Here is a 26775-nt window from a genome sequence, read left to right on the forward strand (position 1 = left end):
CGTGGAGGCGTTGGAGAGCGTGACCGTGAAGGCCTCGTCGCCTTCGAAGTCGGTGTCGCCGGCGACCTCGATGGTCAGCGTTTTGCTGGCCTCGCCGGCGCCGAAGGCAACCGTGCCACTGGGCAGCGTGCCACCGAAGAAGTCGGTACCGTCGGCCTCTGCGCTGGTCACCGCGTAGTCGACGCTGCCGGCTTGGCTGGTATCGCCCGTGCGGGTGACGGTGAAGGTGAAGGCGGTGCTGCCGCCATCGCCCTCGGCCTTCACGGCGTCGTCTGCTGCGATGGCAAGGAAGGTCGCGGGCGGGACCGGATCGTCGTTCTGGATCGTGCCCGCTGCACTGGCGCCGGTGATCTCGGAGCCGGCGGAGGGGTTGGAGAGGGTGACGGTGAAAGCCTCGTCGCCTTCGAAGTCTGTATCGCCGGCGACCTCGACGGTCAGCGTCTTGCTGGCCTCGCCGGCGCCGAAGGCAACCGTACCGCCGGGCAGGACGCCGCCGAGGAAGTCGGCGCCGTCGGCCTGGGTGCTGGTCACCGCGTAGTCGACGCTGCCGGCTTGGCTGGTATCGCCCGTGCGGGTGACGGTGAAAGTGAAGGCGGTGCTGCCGCCATCGCCCTCGGCCTTCACGGCATCGTCTGCGGCGATGGCAAGGAAGGTCGCCGGCGGGGCCGTCGGGGTGCCGGTCACCTGCACATCGTCGAAGCGAATCTCGGTGCTTTCGTTGTTATAGGTCTTCTTGTTGTTGTAGCCGCCAAGCACGATCGTATGGGTGCCGGCAGGCAGCAGGCCGAGGTCGGCCACGAAAGCCTGTTGGCCGGTGGTCTTTTCGCCGCCCCCGTTTCCGTCGCCGACGATCTCGGCGACGAGCTGGGGCGGCCCGCCGTTCAGGCTGAAGAGAACCTGGCTGTATTCGTCGGCCTCATAGCTCTGGGCTTGTGTCAGCGTGTAGAGGAAGGAGAGCGAGACCTCCGCGTCCTGGTCCAGCGTGAAGCTGCGCTGCCAGCCGCCGGACATGTCGAAGATATCGTCGTTGTCGCTGCCGCCGAGCAGCATGGTGAGTTCACCCTCGCTCCACGCGCCGCGCGTGTAGGAAGGACCGGTTGTTCCGCCGAAGGCGTCGGCGACGTAGGTGAAGCCATCGGCGCCCGCGCCGGGATCGTCGAAGTCCGAATCGATCAGCACGACGGTTTCACCAGGCGGTGGCGGGGCCGTATCGTCGTTCTGAATGGTGCCGTCTGCGGAATCGATGGAGATTTGAGCGCCGACGGAAGGATTGGACAGCGTGACGGTGAAGCCCTCGTCGCTTTCCAGGTCGCTGTCGCCAAGCACTTCGACGGTGACGACCTTGCTGGTCTCGCCGGGCGCGAAAGTGACCTGGCCACTGGGGAAGCCGCCGCCCTGGAAGTCGTCGGCATCGCTGGGGTCGGCACCGCTGCCGGTGATGCCGTAGTCGACGCTGTCGTTGCCTGACGTGTTGCCGCTGCGGGTCACTGTGAAGCTGTAGCCAGTCGTCCCGCTGTCGCCTTCGGGCTTTTCGGCATCAAGGGCAGAGATCGAAAAGACCGCAGGGTCGAGATCGGGCGGTGCCAAGGCGATGATCGCCTCGGCCAAGGCCAGCACGTTGACGCGCTGATAGGTGCTGCCGGTGTTGACGACATTGTCGTCTTCGTCGTCGCCGTCGAAGATGCTGTCGCCGCTGCTGGCGAGCAGATCGGTGAACTCGGTCACCGTCAGCTTGCGGCCCAGCTCCTGCTCTGCCAGTTGCTGTGCCAGAACCGCGATCCCTGCGATATGGGGTGCGGCCTGGCTGGTGCCGTGCATGGTGGTCAGGCCGGCACCGGCACCGGCGCCGGTGATCGGGGCGCCGGGCGCGAAGACGTCGGAGAGGTTGTCGTCGCGCTGGCTGAAGGGCGTGATCTGGTCCGTGGTCCGCGAGTACGCAATGGCGCCGCTGCCGTAGGAGAAGCCGCCGCCGCTGCTGTCGTAGACTGCCCCGACGGAGAGGGAGTTCGGGTCGGCGGAAGGATAGGCGACCCCCTGAATGGAGTTCACTTCGTAAAAGCTGTTGCCGGAGGCCGAGACGACGATCACATCCATCGAGGCCAGGACCGAGAGCTCGTCGGCGATACCGTAGAGCCCCACCGGCGAGCCATAGTTGCCGCCGTCGCCCAGCGACATGTTCACGCTGGCGATATTATAAGCCTCGGCGTTGTTGATGACCCACTGCAGCGCCTGTTCGATGTCGCTGAAGAAGCCGGAGCCGTTATCGCTGAAAACCTTCAGCGAAATAATGTCGGCGCCGGGGGCCATTCCGGTATAGGTGCCGTCGGAGGAGGCGGCGATGCTGGTGACGTTGGAGCCATGACCGTCGACGTCGCTGGCGTCGGCATCGTTGTCGGCGAAGTCGTAGTGGTAGACGATTCGGTCGGCGACGCCGTCGTTGTTGGCGTCGGGCCCGAAGAAGGGGTCGTCCAGATCGATGCCGCTGTCCAGAACGACCACCGAATAGCCGCTGCCGTCGATGCCGGCGAAACGGGCGTCGAGGCGGAAATCATCGACACCGATCACCGGGCCGGAGGTGTTGGAGAGCGGCACCGTTCCGCCGTCCACTTCGACCACCTGACCGAAGGTCCGGATCGGCACGTCGGAGTTCGTGGTGGTGTAGAGCGTGACGGGGTCGTCGGCAATGCCTGACGATCCGCGGGCGCCCTCCACCGGCTTGATGGCGTGGAAGGCCACGCTGCTGGGCGACGGCAGGTCGGGCCAGTCGAAGCGATCGTAGGCAAAGAGGTCGGTGAAAGACTCCCTCAGATCTCCGAAAAAGCCTTCCCGGCCATCGGAGTCGGGGGCGTACCTAAAGCTGCGAAGGGACGATCTCATGGCGGTCGCTCAACTCTCTTGCGAGTCCGTGCCCGCGCGCCCGGCGCGCAAGCCTCTGCGATGCGCGAGTGCCGCGAAGCGCAGTCGGATGTCGGTGATTCGAAGAAAGGAGGGGATCGCCCGGAGACGATTGGGCGCTCAGGCTGAGACCTCTTGTCCCACGCCGTATCATCGGCGGCCGCCATCGTGGCGAATGCGTGCTGTGCCCATGCGTCTGAAGTGCGGTTTCGTTATCCCCTGCCTCTCCAGAGTTGTGCCCTGGCAAGACTAACAAAAGCTTAATTGGAACGCGCAGCTTGGATCAACGGCTGTTTTCCGCTGCTGGTCGTCCTCCGTGATGCGCGGGTCTGGAAGATCCACTAAAGGTGGAAGATTCTCCCAAAGGTTGTAGATTCCACCGGGCAGTTGGGATCACGCCGCACCGACGAGCCGTACCCCGGACTGCTCGGCCGTCATGGTTTTGTTGAGCAGCAGCACGCAGGCATAGACCGCTTCGATCGCAGGGGCCGGCGTGTCCGTCAGGCGGCCCATCTCCAGGATCGAACCGATCAGGGCCTCGGTCTCCAGGGACCGGCCCGCTTCGACATCCTGCAGCATCGATGTCTTGTGCCGCCCGACTGATTCCGCTCCGGCGATGCGCTTTTCGATGGTGTGGCGGAAGGTGACGCCGAGCTTCTCGCCGATGGCCTGGGCCTCGGCCATCATGCCTGCCGCCAGCGCGCGGGTCTGGGGGAAGCGGCAGATGTCCTCCAAGGTGGCGTGGGTCAGGGCGGAGATGGGGTTGAACGAGAGGTTGCCCCAGGCCTTCAGCCAGATCTCGGAGCGGATGTCGTCGAGAATGCGGGAGCGGAAGCCGGCCTCGACCAGAACATCGTGCAGTGTCTGGGCGCGGGCGCTCGCAGTGCCGTCCAACTCACCGACGGGGAAGCGGTCGCCTTCGACGTGCGTGATCACGCCGGGCCCGGTCACGGCCGCTGCCGGATAGACCACGCAGCCGACAATGCGCTCTCCCGGAATGTGGCGCCCCAGAAGGCCCGTGGGGTCGAGGGTGTCGAGGCGCCGGCCGTCGAGATCGCCGCCGAAGCCGTGGAAGTACCACCAGGGCATGCCGTTCTGAACGGTGACGATCATGGTATCCTTGTCCAGCAAGGACCCGATGTCGCGGGCGATCTGGTCGAGGAAGTGGGCCTTTACGGCCAGGATGACGAGGTCCTGCTTGCCGGCCTCGGCGGTGGAAGCGACGGCGCGCAGCTCGGCCGTCAACTCCGAGCCGTCCTCCCAGATCAGTTTCAGTCCCTGTTTCTGGATCGCGGCCAGATGGGCACCCTGGTCGACCACTGTCACCGTATTGCCGGCAAGCGCCAGCTTCACCGCCATCAGGCCGCCGATCGCTCCGGCGCCGACTACACAGACTCGCATGCGTTTCAGCCTCCCTCTTCCGTGCCGCCGGCCATCGTAGGTCTTCTTCGGCCGGTCTTTCCTTTAAGGCACTATGAAACAGCGCGCGTGGCTTCGTAAAGCTCACCGAAAGCCTTTTCCGCATTGTGGAAACGACACGGAGACACTGGCTTCGGCGAGTGGCGCCAAAGCTGTGATAAGCTGGCTCTGGGTCGCAGGAACATCCGTGTCGCAACCGGGGGCAGAGACATCTTGCGTCGGGTCCTAGTCGTCATCGCAGTGGCCATCGGGCTTGCGGCCTGTGCGGGCCGTCCGACCGCGCTGCAGACTGCTCTGGACGGCCGTCTCCAGGTCCGCTTGCCGCAGGGCTACCTGCCTTTGGCCGCGCCGCGCGACGGCCCGCGGGAAACCTTTGTCCTACGGGGCGCCCGCGCGGCTTTGGCCGCCCGGCGGGCCGAGTTGCGCAGCCTTTCCGTGCGGTCCGACGATGCAGTCCTTGGAAGCGACGACATCCGTGCCGAGATCCGCTTCGCTCTGGTGGCCCTGGTTGCGGCGGAGGGACCATCGGGCTGGACGGAAGGCGAGGCCGCGCTCCGGGTTCCCCGCGGCGCCTCTGACGCCGAGATCCATGAAGCCCTGTGTAAGGCGTTCTCGGACCGCTGGGGCGGCCTGCGCTACACCTTTGCCAGCTTCGATGCCAAGCGGGGGGTCGGGCGCTGCGTGAACATCATCGGGGCCTTCACCGCGCTGTTCTCCCGCCGCATCGGCAATACGCTCGTGATCGCCGATGCAAAGGACCGTGTCGAGGTCCTGATCCTCGAGCGGATGGGGCCACCGAAAGCCCTCTTCGACCTGACGGAGGAAGAACGCTGGGAGCTCTTTCAGGCCGCAGCCAACGCGGAGGTGGCGGAACGGGCATTGCGGAGCGCACGGCTGCGCTGATCTACGCCCCGAGTTCAGTCGCTGTCTCTCAGGGCGCGGTCGATGAAGCGCTCCGTCATGCCGAGATAGCCTGCCGTGTCGCGCAGGCGCGACCAGTCCACCGGCGCCTCGGTCATCTCCGCAAGGACGTCCATCAGGTGACGGCCTGAGGCGGCAACCTCCTTGCAGGCGACCTTCACCAGCGCCTGGGCTTCGTCGCGGGGCATGTGGGCGGAGAGGGCGAAGCTTGCCGCCTCGGCCAGCACCAGGCCCTTGGCCGCGTCCAGGTTGGCGGCCATGCGCGCGGCGTCGACCCGGAGGTCCTCGATCAGCACGGTTGTCTGTCTGAGCGCCGCGCCGCAGGCCAGCAGCATCTGCGGCAGGACCAGCCATTCCTGCTGCCAGGCGGCGCCGTCGCGCTCTAGCCCATGCAGGGCCGCCGTCTGCATCTGGCCGGCGAGGCCGGCGTTGTGGCGCGCCAGGGCCACAACGGCATTGGAGCGCACCGGGTTCGCCTTCTGCGGCATGGTGGAAGAGCCGCCCCCCGCGCCTTCGCGGAGCTCGCCGATGCCGCTCTGGCTGAGAAGGGCGACGTCGCCGGCGATCTTGCCCAGGCTGCCGGTCACCAGCGCCAGCCAGCCGGCCAGTTCCGCCAGGCCATCGCGCTGGCCGTGCCAGGGCAGCGGCGGCACCGCCAGCCCCAGCTCCTCGGCGAGCGCGGCCTCGACCGCTACGCCCTTGTCGCCAAGGGCGGCCAGGGTGCCCGCCGCGCCGCCGAAGGAGAGAACCTCCAGCCGCGGGCGCAGTTCGGCCAGGCGCCGGCAGTGCCGTAGCAGCGGCGCCCGCCAACCGGCCATCTTCAGCCCCAGGGTCGTGGGCGTCGCCTGCTGCCCCCAGGTGCGGGCGGCCATGACGGTGCCGCGCTCGGCGCGGGCGCGCTGCGCCAGGCTTCGGCACAGCCGCGTCAGCCGTTCCTCCAGCAGGTCCAGAACCCGCCGCAGCCGCAGCATCAGAGCGGTATCGATGACGTCCTGGCTGGTGGCGCCCCAGTGGACGAAGCTGGCCGCCTCGCCGCCGACGGCCCGGCGCAGTTCCGCGACCAGTCCCGGCACCGGAATCCCGTCGCGGGCCGTTGCCTCCGCCAGGGCGGCAGGATCCAGGGTGAGATTGTCCGCGACCGCCGTGATCTGCTTTGCCGCATCCTGCGGGATGACGCCGCAGCGGGCCTCCGCGCGGGCCAGCGCCGCTTCGAAAGCCAGCATGGCTCGCAGCTCCGCTGCGTCGTTGAGCCTGGCGGCGATCTCGGCGTCGGAAAGCAGGTCGCCGTAGAGTCGGCTGTCGAAGGGAAGGGCTGCCATCGCTGTCCGTTCAGGTCGCGTCCGGCAGGTTGAGGATCGCCCGGGCCTCGCGGCAGCTTGCCGGATGCCGTCCGTACTCGTCGCAGAGATTGGCGACGCGGGCCACCAGTTCGGCGTTGCTCGCCGCCAGGCGCGACCGGTCGAAGCGGATGTTGTCTTCCAGCCCGGTGCGGCAATGGCCGCCCATCTCCAGCGCCCAGTGGTTCACTTCGAGCTGGCTGCGGCCGATGCCGGCGGCGGTCCAGGTCGCATCGGGCTGCAGGGCTTTCAACTGCGCCACCTCGAACTCCAGGATCTCGCGCCGCGGCGGCAGGGCGTTCTTCAGGCCGAAGACGAACTGTACGTGCAGCGGCGTTTCCAGGCGCCCGTCGCCGGCCATTTCGGCGGCGGCGTAGAGCATGGCAAGGTCGAAGACCTCGACCTCCGGCTTGACCCGGTGGCGCAGCATGGTCTCCGCCAGGCTGTCGATCAGATCGGGCGGGTTCTCGTAGATCATGTTGGGGAAATTCACCGAGCCGGTGGCCAGCGAAGCCATGTCCGGCGCGTGGTGGAGCATGGCGCCGCGCTGCTCCGGCGCGCGGCCGCGCCCGCCGGTGGAAAACTGCACGATCATGCCCGGGCAATGCTTGCGCACGCCCTCCTGAAAGGCGGCGAACTTGTCGGGGTCCGAGGATGCACGCTGTGCCTCGTCGCGCACATGCACGTGGACGATGCTGGCCCCGGCCTCGAAGGCCTCCTGGGTCGACTCGACCTGCTCGGCGACGGTGATGGGCACGGCCGGGTTGTCTTCCTTGCGCGGCACCGAGCCGGTGATGGCGACGGTGATGATGCAAGGTCCGGCGGTGCTTGCCGCCGTGCTTACCGGACTGTCAGACATCGAAGAACACGGTCTCCCGCTCCCCTTGCATATGGATATCGAAGCGGTAGGTGCCGGGTTCCACCGCCTCGGCGATCAGGGTGGCCCGGCGTTCGGGGTCGACCGCGCCCAGCACCGGGTCTTGCGCGTTGGCCGCGCTCTCATCGGCGAAGTAGATCCGCGTGTAAAGGTGGCTCAGGAGTCCGCGCATGAAGACAATCACGCAGATATGGGGCGCCTGCCCCGCGCCGACGGCACCGGGCTTGTAGGTGGCGAAGGCGAATTCGTTTTCCGCTCCGCTGCCGGTTCCGCAGCGCCCGAAGCCGGTGAAGCCGCGGTTGCCGGTGTCCCCCGGTTGCAGGTAGCGGCCTTCGGGGTCGGCCTGCCAGATCTCCACCAGTGCGTCGGGGATCGCTGCCCCGGCGCCGTCGAAGATCTGCCCGACGATGCGGATCTCCTGTCCCTCCGTTGCCGGGTCGCGCAGGTCCGCGGAGGCGAGGCTGCGAAAGGCGTAGCCGTATTGCTCCGGCGTCAGGCCATAGGCGAAGAAGGGTCCCACGGTCTGCGACGGCGTCTGGCCCTTGCTCATGGCTTCCGCTCCATGGGCGTCTCGTCCCGGCCCCGCAGCACGATGTCGAAACGGTAGCCGAGGGCGAAGCCCGCCTCCGTGGTCGCCAGATCGAAGGTTGAGACGACGCGGTCTCGGGCCGGTGCCGGTGTCGCCTGAAAGATCGGATCGAGATCCAGCAGTGGGTCGCCCGGGAAGTACATCTGCGTGACCAGGCGGGTGGCGACCGAGGGGCCGAAAAGCGACAGGTGTATGTGGGCGGGCCGCCAGGCATTGTCGTGGTTGCCCCAGGGATAGGCGCCCGGCTTGATGGAAGTGAAGCGGTAGCGCCCCTCGGCATCGGTGACGCAGCGCCCGGCACCGAAGAAGTTCGGATCCAGGGGCGCATCGTGCTGGTCGGCTTTGTGGATGTAGCGCCCGGCGGCGTTGGCCTGCCAGATTTCGATCAGCATGCCGGCCTGCGGTTTGTCGTCCTCATCCGTGACCCGGCCGGTGACGATGATGCGCTCGCCCAGCGGTTCGCCACTGCTGCGGCCGTTCAGGGTCAGGTCCGCGTCCGCCGGGCTCAGGGTCTCGGCCCCGTAGTGCGGGCCGGTGGTTTCGGTGCTGCCCTGCGGCAGCGGCACCAGCGGCCGGGTCGCGCCGCGCAGCCCTGTGGACTTGTAGTCCGGATAGAGCAGCGGCGGATGGCTCGACCAGTCCCTTGCCCTGAAGCTCATTCGGCTGCTCCCTCGCTCAGGACGCTCTTGGCGATCTTGAAGGCGCGGTTGGCGGCGGGCACGCCGGCATAGACCGCGACGTGCAGCAGCGCTTCCTTGATCTCTTCCGGCGTCGCGCCCGTGTTGGCGCAGGCGCGAACGTGCATGGCGACTTCCTCGTCGTGGCCGAGGGCGGCCAGCAGCGCGATGGTGATCAGGCTGCGCTCCCGCCGGTTGAGGCCGGGTCGGGACCAGACGCCGCCCCAGGCGCCTTCGGTGATGAAGCGCTGAAAGTCGGCATCGAAGTCCGTTGTCGCGGCCTCGGCGCGGGCGACGTGGTCTTCGCCCAGAACCGCAGCGCGTGTGGCCCGTCCCTGCTTCTGTCGGCTGTCGTCAGGCAAGGCCGGCCTCCTGCGTGAAGCTCAGGATGTGATCGCTGACCGCCTGCGGCTGCTCGATGCAGGGCAGGTGCCCGGCACCGGCGATGACCGCGCAGCGGGCACCGGGAATCAGCGCCGTCAGTTCCTGCATCAAGGCGGGTGGCGTTGCGCCGTCCTCCTCGCCCACCAGGCAGAGCGTCGGCACGGCGATTGCCTTGGCCGCTTCGGTGAAGTCGGTATCGCGGATGGCCGCCGAGGTGCCGGCATAGCCGCCGGCGGGGGTGCGGGTCAGCATGTTCCGCCAGCCGGCCAGTTCCACCGGGTCGCCGCGCAGGGCCTTTGTGAACCAGCGCTCCATGATGCCCTCGGCGAGGGACTCGATTCCAGCAGCCTCTACGGCTGCGATGCGGTCGTTCCACAGCCTGTCGTCGCCGATCTTGTGGGCGGTGTCGCAGAGAATGAGGCCGCGCACCAGCGCCGGCCGGCGGATGTAGAGCCCCTGGGCGATCAGGCCGCCGACCGAGAGCCCGCAGAGGATTGCGTTGTCGATGCTCAAGGCGTCGAGGAGAGCCGAGAGATCGCCGACGTGGTCGTCCATCACATAGGGCGGTGTTCCCAGGTCGGAGAGACCGTGGCCGCGCTTGTCGTAGCGGACGATGCGGAAGCTATCGCCCAGCCGCGCCACCACCCGGTCCCAGATGCGGAAGTCGGTGCCCAGGGAGTTGGCGAAGACCAGCACCGGTTTGGCCGGGTTTCCGCCGTCCCCACTGTCGCTGATATGCAGCGTCAGGCCGTTCACCGCCATGAAGTGCATGTCCGTCCGGGCTCCCCTGTTTTTCTTGGTCTTCGATTGCGGCCCCCTTTATTCCACATCTCGGGCCCTATTCAAACGGGCTATGGGCCGGAACGCAGACAGGTCCCGGCGCGCCCTTGACCGATCCCCGGCGGTGTGCGTAGTGGAGGACAAGAGATCGATCGCAGAGACGAGGCCCGGACCATGAAGCCTGAAGACCGTTCGGTCGTGCGCCGTACGACCCTGCCGCCGTCGGAGACGACACCCCTGGTGACCCCGCTCTTTCCCTCGGTGGTCTACTGCGCCGAGGACGCGGATGCCCTGGATGCCGTCTACGAGGGGCGGGCCGGCGGCTACAGCTACGCCCGCGAGGGCCACCCCAACGCCTCTGTCCTGGCCGACAAGATCTCCTGGATGGAGGGGGCCGGGCAGGAGAGGGCCGGGCAGGAGAGGGCCGGGCAGGAGGGGTTCGGGCAGGGGATCATGACCGCTTCCGGCATGGCGGCGATCTCTGCGGTCTTTCTGGCGTTGCTGGAAAAGGGCGACCACATCGTTGCCGGCAACCAGCTCTACGGCCGTTGCCTGCGCCTGCTGACGCAGGACCTGCCGCGCATGGGCTTCGAGGCAAGCCTGGTGGATGCCTCCGACGTCGCCGCGGTGGAAGCGGCGCTGAGGCCGGAAACCAAACTTCTGCTGGTGGAGGTGGTGGCCAACCCGACGCTGCGGGTCGCCGACATCAAGGGGCTGGCGCGCCTCGCCAAGGAGCGCGGGCTGATCTTCGTGGTCGACAACACCTTCACCACGCCGCGCGCCTTCAAGCCTTTCGACCACGGCGCGGATCTCGTGGTCCATTCGGTCACCAAGCTGCTGGCCGGACACAGCGACGTCACCCTGGGCTATGTCGGTGCGCGCGATCCCGGGCACGCCACCGCGCTCTACGATGCGGTCACCACCTGGGGGCTGAACGCCAGCCCCTTCGACTGCTGGCTGGCGGAGCGCGGCCTCAACACCTTCGACCTGCGCTTCCAGCGCGCGCAGGAGAACGCCAAGGACCTGGCCGATCACCTGCGCGGCCTGCCGGGCGTGCTGCGGGTGCTCTACCCCGGGGAGGCGGACCACCCCGACGGCGCCCTGGCCCGCGACCTGCTGCAGGGCAACTTCAGCCATATGGTGAGCTTCGAGCTGGATGCAGACCGCGCGGGCGTAAACGCCTTTGTGCGCGCCGCCGGCAACATCGCCTTCGCACCGACCCTGGGCGACGTCGGGACGACCATCAGCCATCCGGCCAGCTCTTCCCACCGCGGCCTCACTGTCGAGGGGCGGGCGGCGCTCGGCATCAGCGAGGGCTTCATCCGCGTCTCCGTCGGCGTCGAGGACATCGACCTGCTGACGCGCGAGTTCACCGATGCGGTAGCCGCTGCACGGCGTGCCGCGACCCGAGAGGTGGGATGACGCCATGGCTCAAAGCTACGATGCCATCGTCATCGGCGCGGGGGTGATCGGGGCCGCTGTCGGCCTGGAACTGGCGCGCGGCGGGCGCAAGACCCTCAACGTCGATGCCCTGCCGGCGGCGGGCTACGGCTCGACGTCCAACTCCTGCGCCATCATCCGGGTGCACTACTCCACCCTGGACGGCACCGCCCTGGCCTATGACGGCTACTTCTACTGGAAGCACTGGGCGGATTATCTGAGCTGTGCGGACGAGCGGGGTCTGGACGAGCGGGGTTTGGCGGTCTTCCACGACTGCGGCTGCCTGGTGATGAAGACGCAGCAGAACGACCGCCTTGCCAAGGTTCTGAAGACCGTGGAGGCCCTGGACATCCCGCACGAGCACTGGGATGCGGAGCAGGTCCGTGCGGCGCTGCCCGGTTACGACCTCGCCTGCCACTGGCCGGCCAAGCTGATGACGGATGCCGATTTCGGGGCCCCCACGGGTGGTGCGCTGGAGGGTGGGATCTACTTCCCCACCGCCGGCTACATCAGCGACCCGCAGTTGGCCTCCCATAACCTGCAGCGCGCCGCGGAGGCCGCCGGCGGGACCTTCCTGTTCAACAAGCGCGTCGTCGAGATCCCGGTATCGGGCGGGCGCGTGCAGGGCGTGGTGCTGGACGACGGCTCGCGCATTTCAGCACCGGTGGTGGTAAACGTTGCTGGTCCCCATTCGGCCCAAGTCAACCGTTTGGCCGGGGCCGAGGGCGACATGCGCATCACCACCCAGGCGCTGCGCCAGGAGGTGGTGCATGTGAAGGCGCCGGAGGGCCTGGACTTCGAAAAGAACGGCCTGGTGATCTCCGACAGCGATATCGCCTGCTACTGCCGTCCGGAAACCGGCAACCACATTCTGGTGGGCAGCGAGGACCCGGACTGCGACCCGCGGGAGATGGTTGACCCGGACGCCTTCAACCGCGATCTCACCGACCAGGCGGTGACCCAGGCCTACCGCTACGCCCAGCGCCTGCCGGCGCTGAAGGTCTCCCAGAGCCCCAAAGGGGTCGTCGATCTCTATGACGTCACCGAGGACTGGATCCCGATCTATGACAGGTCCGCCATCGACGGCTTCTACATGGCGATCGGCAGCAGCGGTAACCAGTTCAAGAACGCGCCGGTCGCCGGGCGCATGATGGCGGCGCTGATCGACTACTGTGAGGGCGGCGGCGACCACGACGCACAGCCGCTGCGCTTCAAGCTCAGCAACCTGGACCACAGCATCGACTGCGGCAGCTTCTCGCGTCTGCGCGAAGTGAACCAGGACAGCAGCTTTTCGGTGCTCGGATAAGGCGATGGCCACCATCAGCTACCTGACGCGGATCGAGTTCGACTTCGGGCTGGCCGCGAAGCTGCCGGACTTCTGCGCCGAGCTTGGCATGAAGCGGCCCCTGCTGGTGACCGATCCGGGGCTGACGGCGCTGGGTCTGATTGCGCCCATCGCACAGCGCTTTGTCGAAGGCCCGGCGATCTTCGATCGGACGCCGGCCAATCCGACGGAGGCGGCGGTCATGGCCGCGCTTGTCGTCTATCAATCCGAAGGCTGCGACGGCGTGCTGGCCGTCGGTGGTGGATCTTCCATCGACCTGGGCAAGGCCCTGCGGCTGCTCGCTGGGCAGGCACCGCCGCTCGCGCAGTATGCCGCGGTCGAAGGCGGCGTCGCCCGCATCAAGGGTCCTCTGCCGCCCTTGATCGCAGTGCCGACCACGGCGGGCACCGGCTCAGAGGTGGGGCGCGGCGCCGTCATCGTCATGGACGATGGCCGCAAGCTGGGCATTCTCTCGCCGCTGATGCTGCCTTCGCTGGCGGTCTGCGATCCTGAATTGACGCTGGGTCTGCCGCCGCTGCTGACGGCGGCGACCGGCATGGACGCCCTGGCGCACTGCCTGGAGACATTCCTCTCCGCCGCCGTCAATCCGCCTGCGGACGCCATCGCTCTCGAGGGGCTGACCCGCGGCTACGCAGCCATCCGGACGGCGGTGGCGGAGGGGCAGGACCGCGCGGCGCGCTGGGACATGATGATGGCTTCCATGGAGGGCGCCATGGCCTTTCAGAAAGGCCTCGGCGCGGTGCACTCGCTCTCCCACCCGCTGGGCGCGCTGCCGGATCTGGCTCTTCATCACGGCACGCTGAACGCCGTGCTGCTGCCGGCGGTGCTGCGCTTCAACCGGCCGGCGGTCGGTGACAAGTGGGACCGGTTGGAAGCGATGCTGGGCGGCCCTCCGGACACCCAAATCGCTGCGCTGAATCGGGAGATCGGCCTGCCTCAAGGCCTCGCCGCCATGGGCGTCAGCAGGGAGCAGCTACCGGCCGTCGCGGCGGCGGCGCTGCTCGACCACTGTCACGCCACCAACCCGCGTGCGGCGAGCGAGGCCGACTACCTGGCGATCCTTTAGGAGTCCTTCTGAGCCGCGGTTAGCTGCTTGCGCTGAGGCAGTTGCGCAGAGCCTCGGCGTTGCCGCGCATCAGGGAGAAGTACATCTCCGGGCCGTATTCCAGATCTGCACCCAGGGGGTCCAGGGTTCCGGTCTTGGCCTGCGTGCCCTCGGCCACCACGCCGACCAGCCGCGGTTCGAACTGCGGCTCGGCGAAGATGCAGACCGCGCCCAGCTCGGCGATCTTCTCGCGGATCTCGTTCAGGCGCTGGGCGCCGGGCTGGCGTTCCGGACTGACGGTGATGGAGCCGACGGCATTCAGGCCGAAGTGCTGTTCCATGTATTGATAGGCATCGTGAAAGACGATGAACGGCTTGTCTTGAACGCTTGCCAGCTCGGACGTCATTTCCTTGTCGAGCTGATCCAGTCTGCGCAGCAGGATCTCGCGGTTGGCGCGGTAGACGCCGCTGTTGTCCGGGTCGGCCTCGATCAGGGCCTCGGCAATGGCGGTCGCCATGGCCCGGGCATTGTGCGGATCCAGCCAGATGTGCATGTCGTTTTCGCCGTGGGCGTGGCCTTCATGGCCTTTTGCTTCGTGGGCGTGGTCATGAGCATGACCATGGGCGTGATCCGCATGCGCCTCGTGCCCGTGCTCTTCGTGCCCGTGCTCTTCGTGCCCGTGCTCTTCGTGCCCGTGTTCACTATGGGCGTGTTCGTCGTGCGCGTGCTTCGCTTCGGCATGCTCTTCATGGCCGTGCCCGCTGTGTGCATGGTCTTCGTGCGCATGGTCCTCATGACCATGGGCACCGTGATCTCCATGGTCGTCATGCTCCGCCCAGGGGCCGCCTTCGCGGAACGGCAGCAGCTCGATGTTGGGCGCTTCGGCGAGGGACAGCACCTTGGTGTCTCCGGCCAGGGACTTCATCGGGCCTTCCAGGAAGACTTCCAGCTCATCGCCCACCCAGAACACGACCGCCGCCTTCTCCAGCGCCGCGGCATCGGAGGGCCGGAGGCTGTAGCTGTGGGGCGAGCCGCCGCCTTTGACGATCAGGTGCGGCTCCCCGACGCCCTGCATGATTCCGGCGGCCAGGGAGTGGATCGGGGCGATGCTGGTGACCACCACGGGCGCCTCGGCTGCGGCCGCCGGAAGGACGGCGGAAAACAGGGCGGCGAAGGCAGCGGAAGAGGCCGAGATGCGCATGGTCCAAAGAGTCCTCATAATAGGGGGTGTCGGCTGGCGAGCGGCTTGCGGCAGGGGCGCCAGGATTGTAACAATATAACGTTCGAAATTCAGCCTGCAACGGGAAACTCTGGAAGGCTCATGGTAAACGTGACGCCGGCGCCGATGCCGGTGGATAGCAGCGGCACCGACACGCCCCAGCCTGAGGTTCAGGCAGCGGAGGCGCCCTTGATTGAAGCGCCCTTGATTGAGGCTCGGGGGCTGGGCGTGCGTGGCCGCGACCGCTGGCTCGTGCGCGGCGTCGACCTGGCCATCCGCCCGGGGGAGATCGTCACCCTCATCGGGCCGAACGGCAGCGGCAAGAGCACAACGGTGAAGGCGCTGCTGGGTATCCTCGAAACGACGGAGGGAAACCTGACCCGCCGTGCCGACCTGCGGATCGGCTATGTCCCCCAGAAGCTCTCCATCGACTACAGCATGCCTCTGACCGTGCGCCGGCTGATGACCCTGACCGGACGGCACGGGCGCGCGGAGATCGACACCGCGCTTGGCGAAGTGGGGATCGTCCATCTCGCCGAGCAGCCGGTGCAGCAGCTTTCCGGCGGCGAGTTTCAGCGTGCGCTGCTGGCGCGCGCGCTGATCCGCCGGCCCCAGCTTCTGGTGCTGGACGAGCCGGTGCAGGGCGTCGATTTCGGTGGCGAGATTGCGCTTTACGAACTGATCAGCGGGATCCGCGACCGCCTGGGCTGCGCCATTCTGATGATCTCCCACGATCTGCACATCGTCATGGGCCAGACAGACACGGTGATCTGCCTGAACGGTCACGTCTGTTGCTCCGGCACCCCGCAGACGGTGACCGCCAGCCCGGAGTACCGCGCCCTGTTCGGTTCCCGCGCGGCGGCGGCCCTGGCCATTTACCGCCACGACCACGATCACGTGCATCTGCCCGACGGACGGGTGGTCGGCCATGACGATGGGGACGACCAAGGGCACGACCATGGCGACCACCATCATCATGATCGTGAGTCACCACTCCCTGAAGACGGGACGGCGGCCAAGCGGGACCCGCGCGATGCTGGATGACTTTTTCACGAGAGCGCTGATCGGCGGCATCGGGGTGGCGCTGGTGGCCGGGCCGCTGGGTTGCTTCATCGTCTGGCGGCGCATGGCCTACTTCGGCGACACTATGGCCCACTCCGCGCTGCTGGGCGTCGCCCTGGCCCTGCTGCTGGAGGTCAACATCACCCTCGGCGTCTTTGCCATCGCTGCCGGCGGGGCCATGGCACTGGTGCTGCTGCAGCGCCAGGCCGTGCTGCCGACCGACGCGCTGCTGGGCATTCTGGCCCACTCCACCCTGGCGCTGGGGCTGGTGCTGGTCTCCTTCATGGCGTGGCTGCGCATCGACCTGCTGGCCTATCTCTTCGGCGACCTGCTGGCGGTGACGCAGACCGACATCGCCCTGATCTACGGTGGCGGGCTCGCCGTACTGGCTCTCTTGGCGGCGATCTGGCGGCCGCTGCTGGCCGGCACCGTGAGCGAAGAGCTGGCCGCGGCCGAATCCCTTAACCCGGAACGGGCGCGCATCATCTTCATGCTGCTTATGGCCGCGGTCATCGCCATCGCCATGAAGATCGTCGGCATCCTGCTGATCACCTCTTTGCTGATCATCCCGGCGGCGACCGCGCGGCGCTTCGCGCCGGGGCCGGAGGCCATGGCGCTCATCGCCTCGCTGCTCGGCATGCTTGCTGTCGTGCTGGGCCTTTTCGGATCGCTGCAGTTCGACACGCCCTCCGGCCCCTCGGTGGTGGTCGCGGCACTGCTGCTGTTCGTGCTATCGCTGCTGTCTCATGCGGTGCGGCGCGGCTCGCGCCCCGCGGGCGCTCTGGAGAAGACGTCATGACCAAACCCAAGCTGACCCGCAATCAGCAACTCGTGCTCGACCGGCTCGCAGCCAGCTCAGCGGCTCTTTCGGCCTACGCGTTGCTTGACCAGTTGCGGGGGGCGGGGCTGCGCGCGCCGGTGCAGGTCTACCGCGCGCTGGAGGCCCTCGGGCAAAAGGGGCTGGTCCACCGCATCGAAAGCCTCAACGCCTACGTCGCCTGCTGCGCCCACGATCACCAGGCCGCGGCGGGCTTTGCCATCTGCGACGACTGCGGCGAGGTGACGGAGTTCGCCTTTCCGGCCAGCGAGCAGGGGCTGAAGTCCGTTGTCGGCGAGGCCGGTTTCGAGACCCGCCACATGACCGTTGAGTTGCACGGCCGCTGTGCCGCCTGTGCTGGGCACTAAGCTCAACAGACCGCAAGGGCAGGGTTGGCCCTGATACCGCCCCGTCTCCGCCACATTGCCGGCTTATCCTGCGTGTAGATCGAGGCTTGCGCCGCCGCCGTATCGGCATTTTGGGGAGCAAGGCGATGAAGCGCCGGCATTTCCTGCAGGGATCGTTTGCTAGTCTGGCTCTTGCCGGGCTGCCGCTCTACTGGTTCAACCGCTGGGACTATCTGACCATCCACCACAGCGCCGGGGCCTCCGGCGACTTGGCGCTGCTGCGCCGCGTTCACCGCCAGCGCCAAGCCGGCGACCCGGTGCCCGAGGTGCCCTATCACTTTCTGATCGGCAACGGGAAGGGTATCGAGGCGGGGGCAGTGGTGCCCAGCGAGCGCTGGTCGCTGCGGCTCTGGGGCGCCCATGTCTCGGCGCGCAACACCGACCGCAACTTCCGCAGCATCGGCATCTGCCTGATCGGCAACTTCCAGAACACCGTGCCCTCCGCCGATCAGTATGACGCGACCATCGCGCTCTGCCGCGACCTGATGCGCCGCTTCGACATCGCTGCGGAGCGGGTGACTCTACACGGGGAAACCCCGGGCGAGGCGACCCTCTGCCCGGGGAAGCTGTTTCCCAGGTCGGAGTTCTTCAAGGACATCGGCAGGACCTGACGACGTCTCGCCAGCCGCGGGTGCTGCGGCTGCTCCACTCCGCCTTTGGTTAGGGCTGTCCCAGGGTGGACGGCGTCAGGCGTCGCGGGCGCAGCCCGGCGACCTGGCTGAGCCAGACGCTGCCCAGAACCGCGACCGCCCCGAAAAGGATGCGCGGGGCGAAGACTAAGCGGCGCTTACTGCGCCGCCACCTCGCCCTCTTCGCCCAGGTAGCCGGCCCAGGCGAACCAATAGGCGACGTGGCCGGGCAGGCGGGCGAGACGCTCTCCGCCGGGGCCGACCAGGGCTTCTTCGGTAACCTGCCAGGTCCCGGCCTCCGACCGCAGTTCCGCCAGGCTCTCGCCGCGGGTGAAGGTCTGCCCGTCGCGGCGGTAGGCGCGCACGGTGCGTGTCGCCTCGTCGCCGAGCAGCACGATGTGGAGGATGCCGGCCTGATCGTTGATCACCTGCCCGCCGGCAAAGCGGGTCAGCGGCCAGGCCTTCTCGGTGCCGCTGGAGCGCAGGGCGAAGACGTAGTCCTTGGCCTGCAGGTCGTCCTGCCGGACCAGGGCGGGAAACATCAGGTCCGGGCTGGAGAAGTAGGCGCCATAAGGCGCGCCGGGGCTGTAATCCCGCGTATGGCCGGTTTCCAGCGAAAGCACGCTGGTTTCCGGGTTGGCCGCCCGCCAAGCCTGCCAGGAGGTGATGGCCACCGGGCGTGTTTTCAGTTCGATGCCGGAGCCGGTCAGCGGGCCCACCACCGGCCGACCGGTGAACTGGTTCCACAGGGAATGGGTCTCCTGGTCGTACATCAGCTTGTTGGAGCGGTAGAGAAAGCCGGAGGAGCCGAAGACAAAGGGCGCATCGCGTCCCTCCACCGTGGTCTCGAAAAGAATGCCGGAGCCGCAGAGCGTGCAGTAGGCGAGGCTGACGGGAACGCCGCCGACCACATCGTTGAACATCTCGTGCCAGTCCATGATGCGGAGGGGATAGGCGCGGGCATCGCCGTTGATCTTGACACCGAAGACCAGTTCCTCGGCGCCCAGGTAGTCCGCTTCGGCTGCCGCGATCAGCACCGGGTTGGTGAGCGCCGGAATGCCGTCCTTCACAACGCCGCCCCAGACGATCTCCTCCAGGCGGATCTCGTGGGCCACGTCGGGCTGCAGGAAGAAGGCGAAGTTCGGGTCGATGCGCATGAACAGCGCCGCCTTGAAGATTTCGAAGCCCTCGAAAGGCATGATCTGCGGGTTGGCTTCCTGCCACAGCATCCACTCGTGCCAGGAATCCGCGCCCTCGTGGCCGGTGAGCTCGATCAGCGCCTCTTCGATCCCCGGGACGGTGGTGAGGAACCGCCGCGCCTGGATCAGGGCGGGAATCATGTCCTCGCGTCCGCTCGCCCGGATCGCCTCCACCGCGGCACGGCGCGCCTCGGGATTGCCGGCGAAAAGGCCCAGGCTGTGGCCCAGCATCTCTTCATCGGGCTCCGCCGCTGCCTGCGGGGCGGCGGCTGCGGTCAGGGTGAGCGCAGCCCCCAAGGCGAGCGCGGGGAGCAGAGAGCGGCGGTGCGGCGGCATGGCGAGCCCTTCCTTGTGGTCAAAGTCACGCTCTCAGAGATGTGATCATCTGCCGCAAAAGGTCGATTCACAGCTCAACACAGTCGCTTGAACGCTTCCCGGTGGCGCGGATTCCCTGGGGTTTTGTGACCCTGTCTCCGTTGCCGCAGGCGCTGTGACCCGCGCAGGGCGGGAAAATTCCGGGTTAGTGTTCGATTTCTTGTGGGAATTGGCACACCGAGGCAGGGGCGGCCTCCCTATATACCCCTTAACGGACTTCGGAACTCACGGGATCAAGACCATGTCGGGAAAGATGAATGAGTCGACGACCCGCATCTCGGTAGACCATTTCCTGGCCGGCCTCGCCTTCTGGGTCGTGCTGATGGCCGGGATCGCCATCTTCTGAGACGGCGCAGGCTCAAAAAGCCAGCATTGCCCCGGGGCTCATCGGCCAATGGCCGCTGAGCCCTTTGTTTTTCCAGCACTTCCTCCCTGTTCGTCCGCAAAGCCACGGTGGTAGCCTGTCCGCTCCCGTACCGGGGGAGTGGACGGTGGTGCGCATCCTTGGCCTTTTGATTGCCGTTCTTCTTTTTCAGGACCGCGCCTGGGCGGAAGAGCCGCTGCGCTTCGCCTCGCTCGACGGGGTTACCGAGTTAACCGGCTACCTTTATCGACCGGATGGACAGCCGCCCTTTCCGGCGCTGGTGCTGCTCCATGGATGCAGCGGCCTGGGCGCCGGCGGCGGGATTGCCGCCATCTATGCGGCCTGGACCAGGGTGCTGGTGGAGCGCGACTATGCCGTTCTGCTGGTCGATTCCGCAGGGCCGCGCGGCTTCGGGGAAACCTGCGCACGCGGGCCCGAGCGCTCGATCATGTATCGCGACCGCCCGAAGGATGCCTACGCGGCGCTGGCCTTTCTACAAGCCTCTCCCGTCGTCCGGCCCGACCGCATCGGGCTGCTCGGGTGGTCCCAGGGCGGTGCCGCCGTGCTGCTTTCGATCGTCCGCGAGAGCATTGGCCGACCCATGCCGCCGCCGCGGCACGATTTCCGCGCGGCGGTCGCCTTCTACCCCGGTGTCTGCGATGAAGCCCGGCAGTCGGCGCCGTTTACGCGCGTGGTGCCGGGCACCTGGACCACGGCGGTGCCCTTGCTGGTGCTTCAAGGCGAAGCCGACAACTGGACCCCGGCTGCCCCCTGCAAGGCATTCATTGCGGCGGCTGCGGGGCGCGGTGCTCCGGCCGCAATCCATCTCTATCCCGGCGCCCTGCATGGCTTCGACGCGCCGAACCTGCGCCGGCAGCCGCTCCCCCGTCACCGTCTGGCGAGCGGTGTCGTCCCCCTGGTCGGCAGCGACCCGGCGGCCAGGGCCGACGCCCTGGAGAGGGTTCCCGCCTTTCTGGACCGCTGGCTGAAGGACTGACGCAGTCTAGGTCTGCTCTGTCTAGGTCTGCTCTGTCTAGGTCTGCTCTGGCTGGGTCTGTTCTGTCTGGGTCTGTTCTGTCTGGGTCTGTTCTGTCTGGGTCTGTTCTGGGACCGGCCTTGGCGCGGGCCCGTCGTAGCGCCAGAGGCGTTCGCGCGGCAGCGGGCCCTTGTTGCGCAGGCCCGACTGCGATTCCTCCCAGGCGTGGGCGAGGATGCCGACGGAGCGGGACAGGCAGAAGAGGCCGCGGGCAAGCGGTGCCGGGAAACCCAGCTCCCCATAGATCACCGCCGTCGCCCCGTCGATGTTCAGCGGGATGGCCTTGCCCTTGCGCGCCGCCAGCGCTGTCTCCAGGGCGCGGGCGATGGCGGCGAAGCTCCCGCTGACGCTGCCCTGTTCCGCGTAGCGGTCGACCATCTCCAGCAGGCGCGGCGCACGGGGGTCGACGGGATGGAAGCGGTGCCCGAAGCCGGGCAGGAAACGCCCGCCCCCGGCAAAGAAGGCCTCGAGCTCCGCCGCGCAGGCGTCCTCGATGTTTTTGCCGCCTTCGATGCGCGCGGCGATGCGCTGATAGATCTCCAGCGCCTGTTCGCCGGCACCGCCGTGGACATCCCCCAGCACGTTGACGGCGGAGGCCATGGCGTTGTTCAGGCCCAGGCCGCAGGTGGCGGCCATGCGGGCGATGGCGATGGAGGGGGCTTGGGGGCCGTGATCGACCGCGGCCATCAGGGCGATGTCCAGCAGCGCCGCCTGTTGGCGGCCGGGCAGTTCGCCGCGCAGCAGCAGCCAGATCATCTGCGCGAAGGACGCCCGGCCGATCAGCTCCTCGATGGCGTAGCCGCGGTAGCGGATGACGCCCGGCTCCATCTCGATGATGGCGGTCGACCACCAATCGGACTCCGCGGCGTCTCTGTCCTCTGTCGTCATAGCACCTGCTCCTCCACCAGGCGGTCGATCTCTGCCGCGCCGAGCCCCAGTTCGGCCAGGATGTCCCGGGAGTGTTCGCCGAGGCGGGGCGGCGGCGCGCTCACCGCCGGGGCCGCGCCGTTGATCTTGACGCCGCTGCGCACCACGCGGATGTCGCGCCCGACGCCCGGCGCGTTTTCGAAGGTGGCGACCATGCCGCGGTCGCGCACCTGCGGCTCGCTCAGCGCCTCCGGCACCGTCAGCACCCGGCCGGCGGGCACACCCTCCGCGTTCAGCGCCTGCTGCCAGTCGGCGGCGGAGCGGGCGGCCAGAGCCTCTTCCAGGATCGCCTTCAACGCCCGGCGGTTTGCCAGGCGGTCCTGCCGGGCGGCGAAACGGGCGTCTGTTGCAAGCTCGGGGCGGCCCAGCACGCGGCAGACAGCCTCGAACTGTTCCTGCTTGTTCGCGGCGATGTTGAGAAGGCCTTCGCCAGTGCGGAAGGTACCGGAGGGGCTGGCGGTGAAGTTCTCGTTGCCCAGCGGCTCGGGCTCGCGCCCGGCGATGAGGAAGTTGGAGACCACCCAGCCCATGGTGGCCAGCGTCGCCTCCAGCATGGACACGTCGATGAAGCAGGGCTCCTGGGCGCCGGTACCGCGCCGCGCCAGGGCCGCGGCGATCGCAAAGGCCGCCGTCATGCCGCCGATGGTGTCGGCGATGGGGTAGCCCACCCGGTAGGGCGCGGTGTCCGCGTCGCCGGTGATGGACATGACGCCGGACATGCCCTGGATGATCTGGTCGTAGGCCGGCAGGTTGCGCAGCGGCCCCTCCTGGCCGAAACCGGAGATCGCGCAGTAGATCAGGTTGGGGCGATCCTGCTTCAGAGTCTCGAAGCCGAGCCCGAGGCGCTCCATGACGCCGGGCCGGAAGTTCTCCACCACCACATCTGCGGTAGCGGCCAGGCGGCGGAACAGTGCCTTGCCCTCCGCATGCTTCAGGTTGAGGGTGAGGGAGCGTTTGCCGGCGTTCTGCGCCAGGAAGGAGACGCCCATGCGCCGGGCGTTCAACTCCGCATCGGCGCCCAGTTGACGCGCCAGATCGCCGCTGCCCGGCACCTCCACCTTGATCACTTCGGCCCCCAGGTGGGCCAGCTGGTGGCAGCAGAAGGGGCCGGCCAGCACGTTGGTGAGGTCGAGCACTCTGACGCCGTGCAGACAGGCGCCATGCAGACAGGGGGTCATCGCTTCCGGCCTTCCCTCGACAGCTTTTGGCAAAGGCTTGTTGTGCCAGATATTCTGCTCAACGCAACAAATTGCGCTATAATGAGGCCATAGTGTTCTGTCAGACAGAATTTGGGATTAGGCGACATGGCGGTCCAGGACCGTGTGGAGGCCGTGGAACGGGCGCTGACGATCCTGGAGGCCTTTGCCGAGGGAGAGGCGGCGCTGAGCCTCGCTGCCCTTGCCGAGCACACCGGCTTCTACAAGAGCACGATCCTCCGCCTCAACGGCTCGCTGGAGCGTTTCGGCTATCTGACGCGCGGGGCCGACGGCCGCTACCGTCTGGGCCCCAGCCTGGCCCGGCTCGGCGGCCTCTACCGTGACGAGAGCGACCTGGAGGCGCTGCTGCGCCCAGTGCTGTGCCGCCTGCGCGACGACAGCGGGGAGACGGCGTCCTTCTATGTGCGCAGCGGTCTCACCCGCACCTGCCTCTACCGGGAAAACTCCCTGCGCGAGCTGCGCCACCATCTGGAGGAGGGCGCGCGCCTGCCGCTCACCCTGGGGGCGGCGGGCAAGGTCCTGCGCGCCTATGGCGGCGAGGACGACCCGGCGCTGCAGCGGGTGCGCCGCGACGGCTATGCGCTCTCGCTCGGGGAGCGCGACCCTCATCTCGCCGCCGTCGCGGTGCCGCTGAGCGACGATGGCGGCCGCCTGCTGGGGGCGCTCTGCCTCTCCGGCCTCGCCGCCCAGTTCGGCCTGGGGCACCAGCGGCGCTGCCGCGACCTCCTCACCGCCGCGGCGACGGACCTGGAGGCCGCGCTGCGCTAGGCGTGCTCCGAAACACGTGTGAGAGGCTTCAGGCAGCGATTGACCTCGTACTTCGAGACGCTGCGCTCCTCAGTATGAGGTCAATCCCTTCTATCTCTCCCCTCACCCTGAGGAGCGGCGCGCCGGGCCGCGTCTCGAAGGGTGATGAAGTCCTCTTCAACCTCATGTTCGCCTCCTCACGCGGCCATGGCCGGTGCCAGGAGCTTCTGAGCGCCCGCGTAGTCGACCTTACCGCTGCCCAACAACGGGATGGTCTCGACCGGACGCAGTTCACGCGGCAGGGCGATCTCGGCGAAGCCCTTCTGCCTGGCATGGGCGCTGAGGGCCGCGAGCGGGCGTTCGGTGCCGTCGCTTTCCACCAGCAGCACGACCTGCTCGCCCTTGCGCGGGTGGGGGATCGCCAGCGCCACCAGCCGCGCCTCCGGCCAGACCTCGGCGGCCAGCGCTTCGACCGCGGCCAGGGAGACCATCTCCCCGCCCACCTTGGCGAAGCGCTTGGCGCGGCCGCGGATGGTGATGAAGCCGTCGTCGTCCAGGGTGACGATGTCGCCGGTGTCATGCCAGCCGTCCGCCGGCGGCTCCAGCACGCCGGGCGCTTCGGCGCGCAGGTAGCCCAGCATGACGTTGGGGCCGCGGACCTGCAGACGCCCGCCTTCCTCGATCCCGGGCACCGGGACGATGCGCAGCTCCATGCCCGGCAGCAGGCGGCCTGCCGCACCCGGGCGGTTGTTCATCGGCGTGTTGACGGCCAGGACCGGCGCCGTCTCGGTGACGCCGTAGCCCTCCAGCAGGCGGACGCCGAACTTCTCCGACCAGGTGCGCCGGGTCTCCGGACGCAGCCGCTCGGCGCCGGCGAAAACCAGACGCAGACTATAGAAGTCATACGCATGGGCCAGGCGCGCGTAGCCGCTGAGGAAGGTGTCGGTGCCGAAAAGGATGGTGGCGTTGGTGTCATAGGCCACCTCCGGCACGATGCGGTAGTGCAGCGGCGAAGGGTAAAGGAAGGTCTTCACGCCGGAGAGCAGGGGCAGGAGCGTGCCGGCGGTCAGGCCGAAGGAATGGAACATCGGCAGCACGTTCAGGACCCGGTCCTCCTGGCTGAAATCGACCATGGCCGAGACCTGGTGACGGTTCGCCTGGATGTTGGCATGGCTGAGCACCACGCCTTTCGGCAGCCCCTCCGAGCCGGAGGTGAAGAGCACCACCGCCTCGTCGTCGGCCGTTGCCTTATGCAGGCCGGCCAGACGCAGCGCCAGGCGCGGGAAGGTGGCTTTGGCCAGGGCGGTCAGCCTCGCCAGCGGGCCGATGGCCGGACGGATGTCCTCCAGGTAGACGACCTCGGCCAGCTTGGCGATCTCCTCGGCCAGGCCTTCCAGCCGTGCCTTCTCGATGAAACGGCGGGAGGTCACGACCGCGCGGATCTGCGCCGCTTCGAGAGCGGCACGGATGCCGGCGGCTCCGGCGGTGAAGTTCAGCATCGCCGGCGTTTTGCCGCTGGCATGACAGGCGAAGAAGCTGATCACGGCGGCATTGGCGTTGGGCAGCAGCAGGCCCAGGCGCTTGCTCTCCGGAAAGGCCTTTCTGAAACGGGTGCCGAGGGCAAAGGCGCCGGCCAGGATGCGCCGGTAACCAAGGGGCCGGCGCTCGATATCCTCCAGCACCGCCAGCTTGCCGTGCAGCTCCTTGGCGTCGATCAGGCTCTGCAGCAGGGTCTTCTCGCGCGGGCTGGTCTCGAAGACCATCTCAGTCATGATGTCGTGCAGTTGCGCACCGGCATGGGCGCGGCGGGCGCGTCCGCGCAAGCTTTCCGGCACGTCGATGCGGCGCGACGGCAGCACCGAGAGCGTGATCTTCGGAAACAGGCGGCGGCGCAGCTTGCCTTTCAGGCGCGAGAACAGCGTGTACTGGGCACCGTCGATGCGCAGCGGGATGACGGGTGCATCGCTGCGGTCGGCGATCAGTGCCGGTCCGTCGTAGATCTTCATCAGCGCACCGGTCACGGTCAGGCGGCCTTCGGGAAAGATCACCAGGCGGCGCTTCTGGTCGCGCACCAGCTTCACCATGGCCCGCACGCTCAAGGGGCTGGCCGGGTCCACGGGGATCAGGTCGGCGAAGAGGAAGGCCGGGCGGACCCACCAGCGCTTGGCGACGAAGGCGTTGATGGCGAAGGCCGGTCGGCCGGGCAGCAGGCAGGCCAGCAGGATCGCGTCGAGGTAGGAGGTGTGGTTGGCGATCACCACCGCCGGACTGCGCCCGTCGCCGTAATGCTCCAGGCCGGCGATCCTTGCGCCAAAGAGCCAGCGCAGCACGGTGGCGCCCAGGGCCTTCATCACTTCGCCGGGGATCAGGCGGATCACGTAGAGGGTGACGCAGAGATTGGCGATGCCCAGCATCAGCAACAGCGTCTGCACCTTTACCCCCAGCGCCAGCAGCAGGGTCGTCAGCCCCAGCAGGGCGACCATGATGAGGCCGTTCAGGATGTTGTTGCCGGCAATGGCGGAGGAGCGGGTCTGCTGGCGCGCGCGGGCCTGCAGCAGGGTATAGAGCGGTACCGTGAAGACGCCGCCGAAGGCCGCCAGCGCCGCCATGTCCAGCGCGATGCGCAGGCCCGCCCAGGAGGAGAAGAAGGCGGCGAAACCGACCTCGCCGGGCACGGTCACGGCCAGGCTGAAGGCCTGCACGGCAAAGGAGAGGTCGATCAGGCAGAGCGCCATGCCCAGGGCGCCGAGTGGCACGTGGCGGGCGGAAACCTCGCCCTTCAGAAGGCGCGTGACCACGGCGGCACCGGCGGCGATGCCGACCACGAATCCGCCGATCAGGGTGTTGGCGACATGGGCCGAGACGTTGAGGTCGCGGCGGGCGATATCCGGAAAGATCGAGATGACGATCAGGCCGACCGCCCAGAACCAGGAGATGCCGATGGCCGAGCGGAAGAGGGTCAGCCGCGCGCGCACGGTGCGCAGCGCCGAGAGGGTGTTCTGCAGCGGGGCGAAGCGATAGGGCGCGGCATCCGGCGCCGGGCGCGCGCTGGGTACGAAGCGCGCGA

General features: G+C 67.9%; 23 protein-coding genes. 10 read left to right on the top strand and 13 right to left on the bottom strand.

From position 1 onward, the window contains the following. Both Q0982_RS13300 and Q0982_RS13305 read right to left on the bottom strand, forming a co-directional pair. Positions 1-2877, bottom strand: a 2877-nt coding sequence (locus Q0982_RS13300; RefSeq protein WP_299396347.1) for a S8 family serine peptidase, incomplete at its 3' end; no start/stop codon positions are given. A 411-nt stretch (positions 2878-3288) separates the two neighbouring features. Further along, positions 3289-4296: a ketopantoate reductase family protein gene (locus Q0982_RS13305; protein WP_299396349.1), complete on the bottom strand. Its 1008-nt coding sequence runs from the start codon at positions 4294-4296 to the stop codon at positions 3289-3291. Positions 4297-4527: 231 nt separating this feature from the next. On the opposite strand from Q0982_RS13305, the gene Q0982_RS13310 reads away from it, so the two are divergent. Next, positions 4528-5217: a hypothetical protein gene (locus Q0982_RS13310; RefSeq protein ID WP_299396350.1), complete on the top strand. Its 690-nt coding sequence runs from the start codon at positions 4528-4530 to the stop codon at positions 5215-5217. A 14-nt stretch (positions 5218-5231) separates the two neighbouring features. Here Q0982_RS13310 and pcaB read toward each other — a convergent pair whose 3' ends face one another. The 6 genes from pcaB to pcaD are packed head-to-tail and all read right to left on the bottom strand — an operon-like array spanning position 5232 to position 9870. Further along, positions 5232-6554, bottom strand: coding sequence for a 3-carboxy-cis,cis-muconate cycloisomerase (pcaB, locus tag Q0982_RS13315; RefSeq protein ID WP_299396352.1), 1323 nt, complete (start codon positions 6552-6554; stop codon positions 5232-5234). 10 nt (positions 6555-6564) lie between these two features. Continuing rightward, positions 6565-7431, bottom strand: coding sequence for a 3-keto-5-aminohexanoate cleavage protein (locus tag Q0982_RS13320; protein ID WP_299396353.1), 867 nt, complete (start codon positions 7429-7431; stop codon positions 6565-6567). Further along, complete coding sequence (gene pcaG, locus Q0982_RS13325) at positions 7424-7999, bottom strand: protocatechuate 3,4-dioxygenase subunit alpha (protein ID WP_299396355.1); 576 nt, start codon at positions 7997-7999, stop codon at positions 7424-7426. The genes Q0982_RS13320 and pcaG overlap by 8 nt, the downstream gene beginning before the upstream one ends. Further along, the gene (gene pcaH / locus Q0982_RS13330; RefSeq protein ID WP_299396356.1) at positions 7996-8697 is read right to left on the bottom strand and encodes a protocatechuate 3,4-dioxygenase subunit beta; all 702 of its coding nucleotides are present in this window, start codon (positions 8695-8697) and stop codon (positions 7996-7998) included. Before pcaH ends, pcaG begins: the two co-directional genes overlap by 4 nt. Then, entirely contained in the window at positions 8694-9077 is a 384-nt protein-coding gene (gene pcaC / locus Q0982_RS13335) for a 4-carboxymuconolactone decarboxylase (RefSeq protein ID WP_299396358.1), read from the bottom strand. Before pcaC ends, pcaH begins: the two co-directional genes overlap by 4 nt. Next, positions 9070-9870, bottom strand: coding sequence for a 3-oxoadipate enol-lactonase (gene pcaD, locus Q0982_RS13340; RefSeq protein ID WP_299396359.1), 801 nt, complete (start codon positions 9868-9870; stop codon positions 9070-9072). Before pcaD ends, pcaC begins: the two co-directional genes overlap by 8 nt. A 183-nt stretch (positions 9871-10053) precedes the next feature. Here pcaD and Q0982_RS13345 point away from each other — a divergent pair, with 183 nt between their 5' ends. Genes Q0982_RS13345 through Q0982_RS13355 form a run of 3 tightly spaced genes read left to right on the top strand, consistent with a single transcriptional unit; the run spans position 10054 to position 13730 of the window. Continuing rightward, positions 10054-11301 carry a PLP-dependent aspartate aminotransferase family protein gene (locus Q0982_RS13345; protein ID WP_299396361.1) on the top strand — a complete coding sequence of 416 codons (1248 nt, stop codon included), beginning with the start codon at positions 10054-10056 and terminating at the stop codon, positions 11299-11301. A gap of 4 nt (positions 11302-11305) precedes the next feature. Further along, positions 11306-12625, top strand: a complete 1320-nt coding sequence (locus Q0982_RS13350; protein WP_299396363.1) for an FAD-binding oxidoreductase — start codon at positions 11306-11308, stop codon at positions 12623-12625. Between the two features lie 4 nt (positions 12626-12629). Further along, positions 12630-13730 (top strand): iron-containing alcohol dehydrogenase, encoded by a 1101-nt coding sequence (locus tag Q0982_RS13355; RefSeq protein WP_299396364.1) that lies wholly within the window; start codon positions 12630-12632, stop codon positions 13728-13730. A 19-nt stretch (positions 13731-13749) separates the two neighbouring features. On the opposite strand, the gene Q0982_RS13360 is transcribed toward Q0982_RS13355, so the two are convergent. Then, positions 13750-14928: a zinc ABC transporter substrate-binding protein gene (locus Q0982_RS13360; RefSeq protein WP_299396366.1), complete on the bottom strand. Its 1179-nt coding sequence runs from the start codon at positions 14926-14928 to the stop codon at positions 13750-13752. Positions 14929-15030: 102 nt separating this feature from the next. Between Q0982_RS13360 and Q0982_RS13365 the strand changes: the two genes are divergently transcribed. The 4 genes from Q0982_RS13365 (at position 15031) to Q0982_RS13380 (ending at position 17825) form a co-directional block, all read left to right on the top strand. After that, positions 15031-15972: a metal ABC transporter ATP-binding protein gene (locus Q0982_RS13365; RefSeq protein WP_299396368.1), complete on the top strand. Its 942-nt coding sequence runs from the start codon at positions 15031-15033 to the stop codon at positions 15970-15972. Next, positions 15962-16789 (top strand): metal ABC transporter permease, encoded by an 828-nt coding sequence (locus tag Q0982_RS13370; RefSeq protein WP_299396369.1) that lies wholly within the window; start codon positions 15962-15964, stop codon positions 16787-16789. The genes Q0982_RS13365 and Q0982_RS13370 overlap by 11 nt, the downstream gene beginning before the upstream one ends. Next, complete coding sequence (locus tag Q0982_RS13375) at positions 16786-17175, top strand: transcriptional repressor (protein ID WP_299396371.1); 390 nt, start codon at positions 16786-16788, stop codon at positions 17173-17175. The genes Q0982_RS13370 and Q0982_RS13375 overlap by 4 nt, the downstream gene beginning before the upstream one ends. Before the next feature lie 125 nt (positions 17176-17300). Beyond that, on the top strand, positions 17301-17825 hold the full coding sequence (locus tag Q0982_RS13380; protein WP_299396372.1) for a peptidoglycan recognition family protein: 525 nt from the start codon (positions 17301-17303) through the stop codon (positions 17823-17825). A 176-nt stretch (positions 17826-18001) separates the two neighbouring features. On the opposite strand, the gene Q0982_RS13385 is transcribed toward Q0982_RS13380, so the two are convergent. Further along, entirely contained in the window at positions 18002-19378 is a 1377-nt protein-coding gene (locus Q0982_RS13385) for a DUF3179 domain-containing protein (RefSeq protein ID WP_299396374.1), read from the bottom strand. A gap of 530 nt (positions 19379-19908) precedes the next feature. Here Q0982_RS13385 and Q0982_RS13390 point away from each other — a divergent pair. Beyond that, entirely contained in the window at positions 19909-20778 is an 870-nt protein-coding gene (locus tag Q0982_RS13390; RefSeq protein ID WP_299396375.1) for a dienelactone hydrolase family protein, read from the top strand. Between the two features lie 36 nt (positions 20779-20814). Here the strand turns inward: Q0982_RS13390 and Q0982_RS13395 are convergent, their stop codons facing one another. Together Q0982_RS13395 and Q0982_RS13400 are read right to left on the bottom strand one after the other, a co-directional pair. Continuing rightward, complete coding sequence (locus Q0982_RS13395) at positions 20815-21705, bottom strand: citryl-CoA lyase (RefSeq protein WP_299396377.1); 891 nt, start codon at positions 21703-21705, stop codon at positions 20815-20817. Continuing rightward, on the bottom strand, positions 21702-22922 hold the full coding sequence (locus Q0982_RS13400; RefSeq protein WP_299396378.1) for a CaiB/BaiF CoA-transferase family protein: 1221 nt from the start codon (positions 22920-22922) through the stop codon (positions 21702-21704). Before Q0982_RS13400 ends, Q0982_RS13395 begins: the two co-directional genes overlap by 4 nt. Positions 22923-23048: 126 nt before the next feature. On the opposite strand from Q0982_RS13400, the gene Q0982_RS13405 reads away from it, so the two are divergent. Next, on the top strand, positions 23049-23729 hold the full coding sequence (locus tag Q0982_RS13405; RefSeq protein WP_299396380.1) for an IclR family transcriptional regulator: 681 nt from the start codon (positions 23049-23051) through the stop codon (positions 23727-23729). Between the two features lie 176 nt (positions 23730-23905). Here the strand turns inward: Q0982_RS13405 and Q0982_RS13410 are convergent. After that, positions 23906-26775: AMP-binding protein (locus tag Q0982_RS13410; RefSeq protein ID WP_299396381.1), on the bottom strand; the 2870-nt coding region annotated here is incomplete at its 5' end.

This window comes from Pelagibius sp., assembly GCF_028281305.1.
Classification (GTDB): Bacteria; Pseudomonadota; Alphaproteobacteria; order Kiloniellales; family Kiloniellaceae; genus Pelagibius.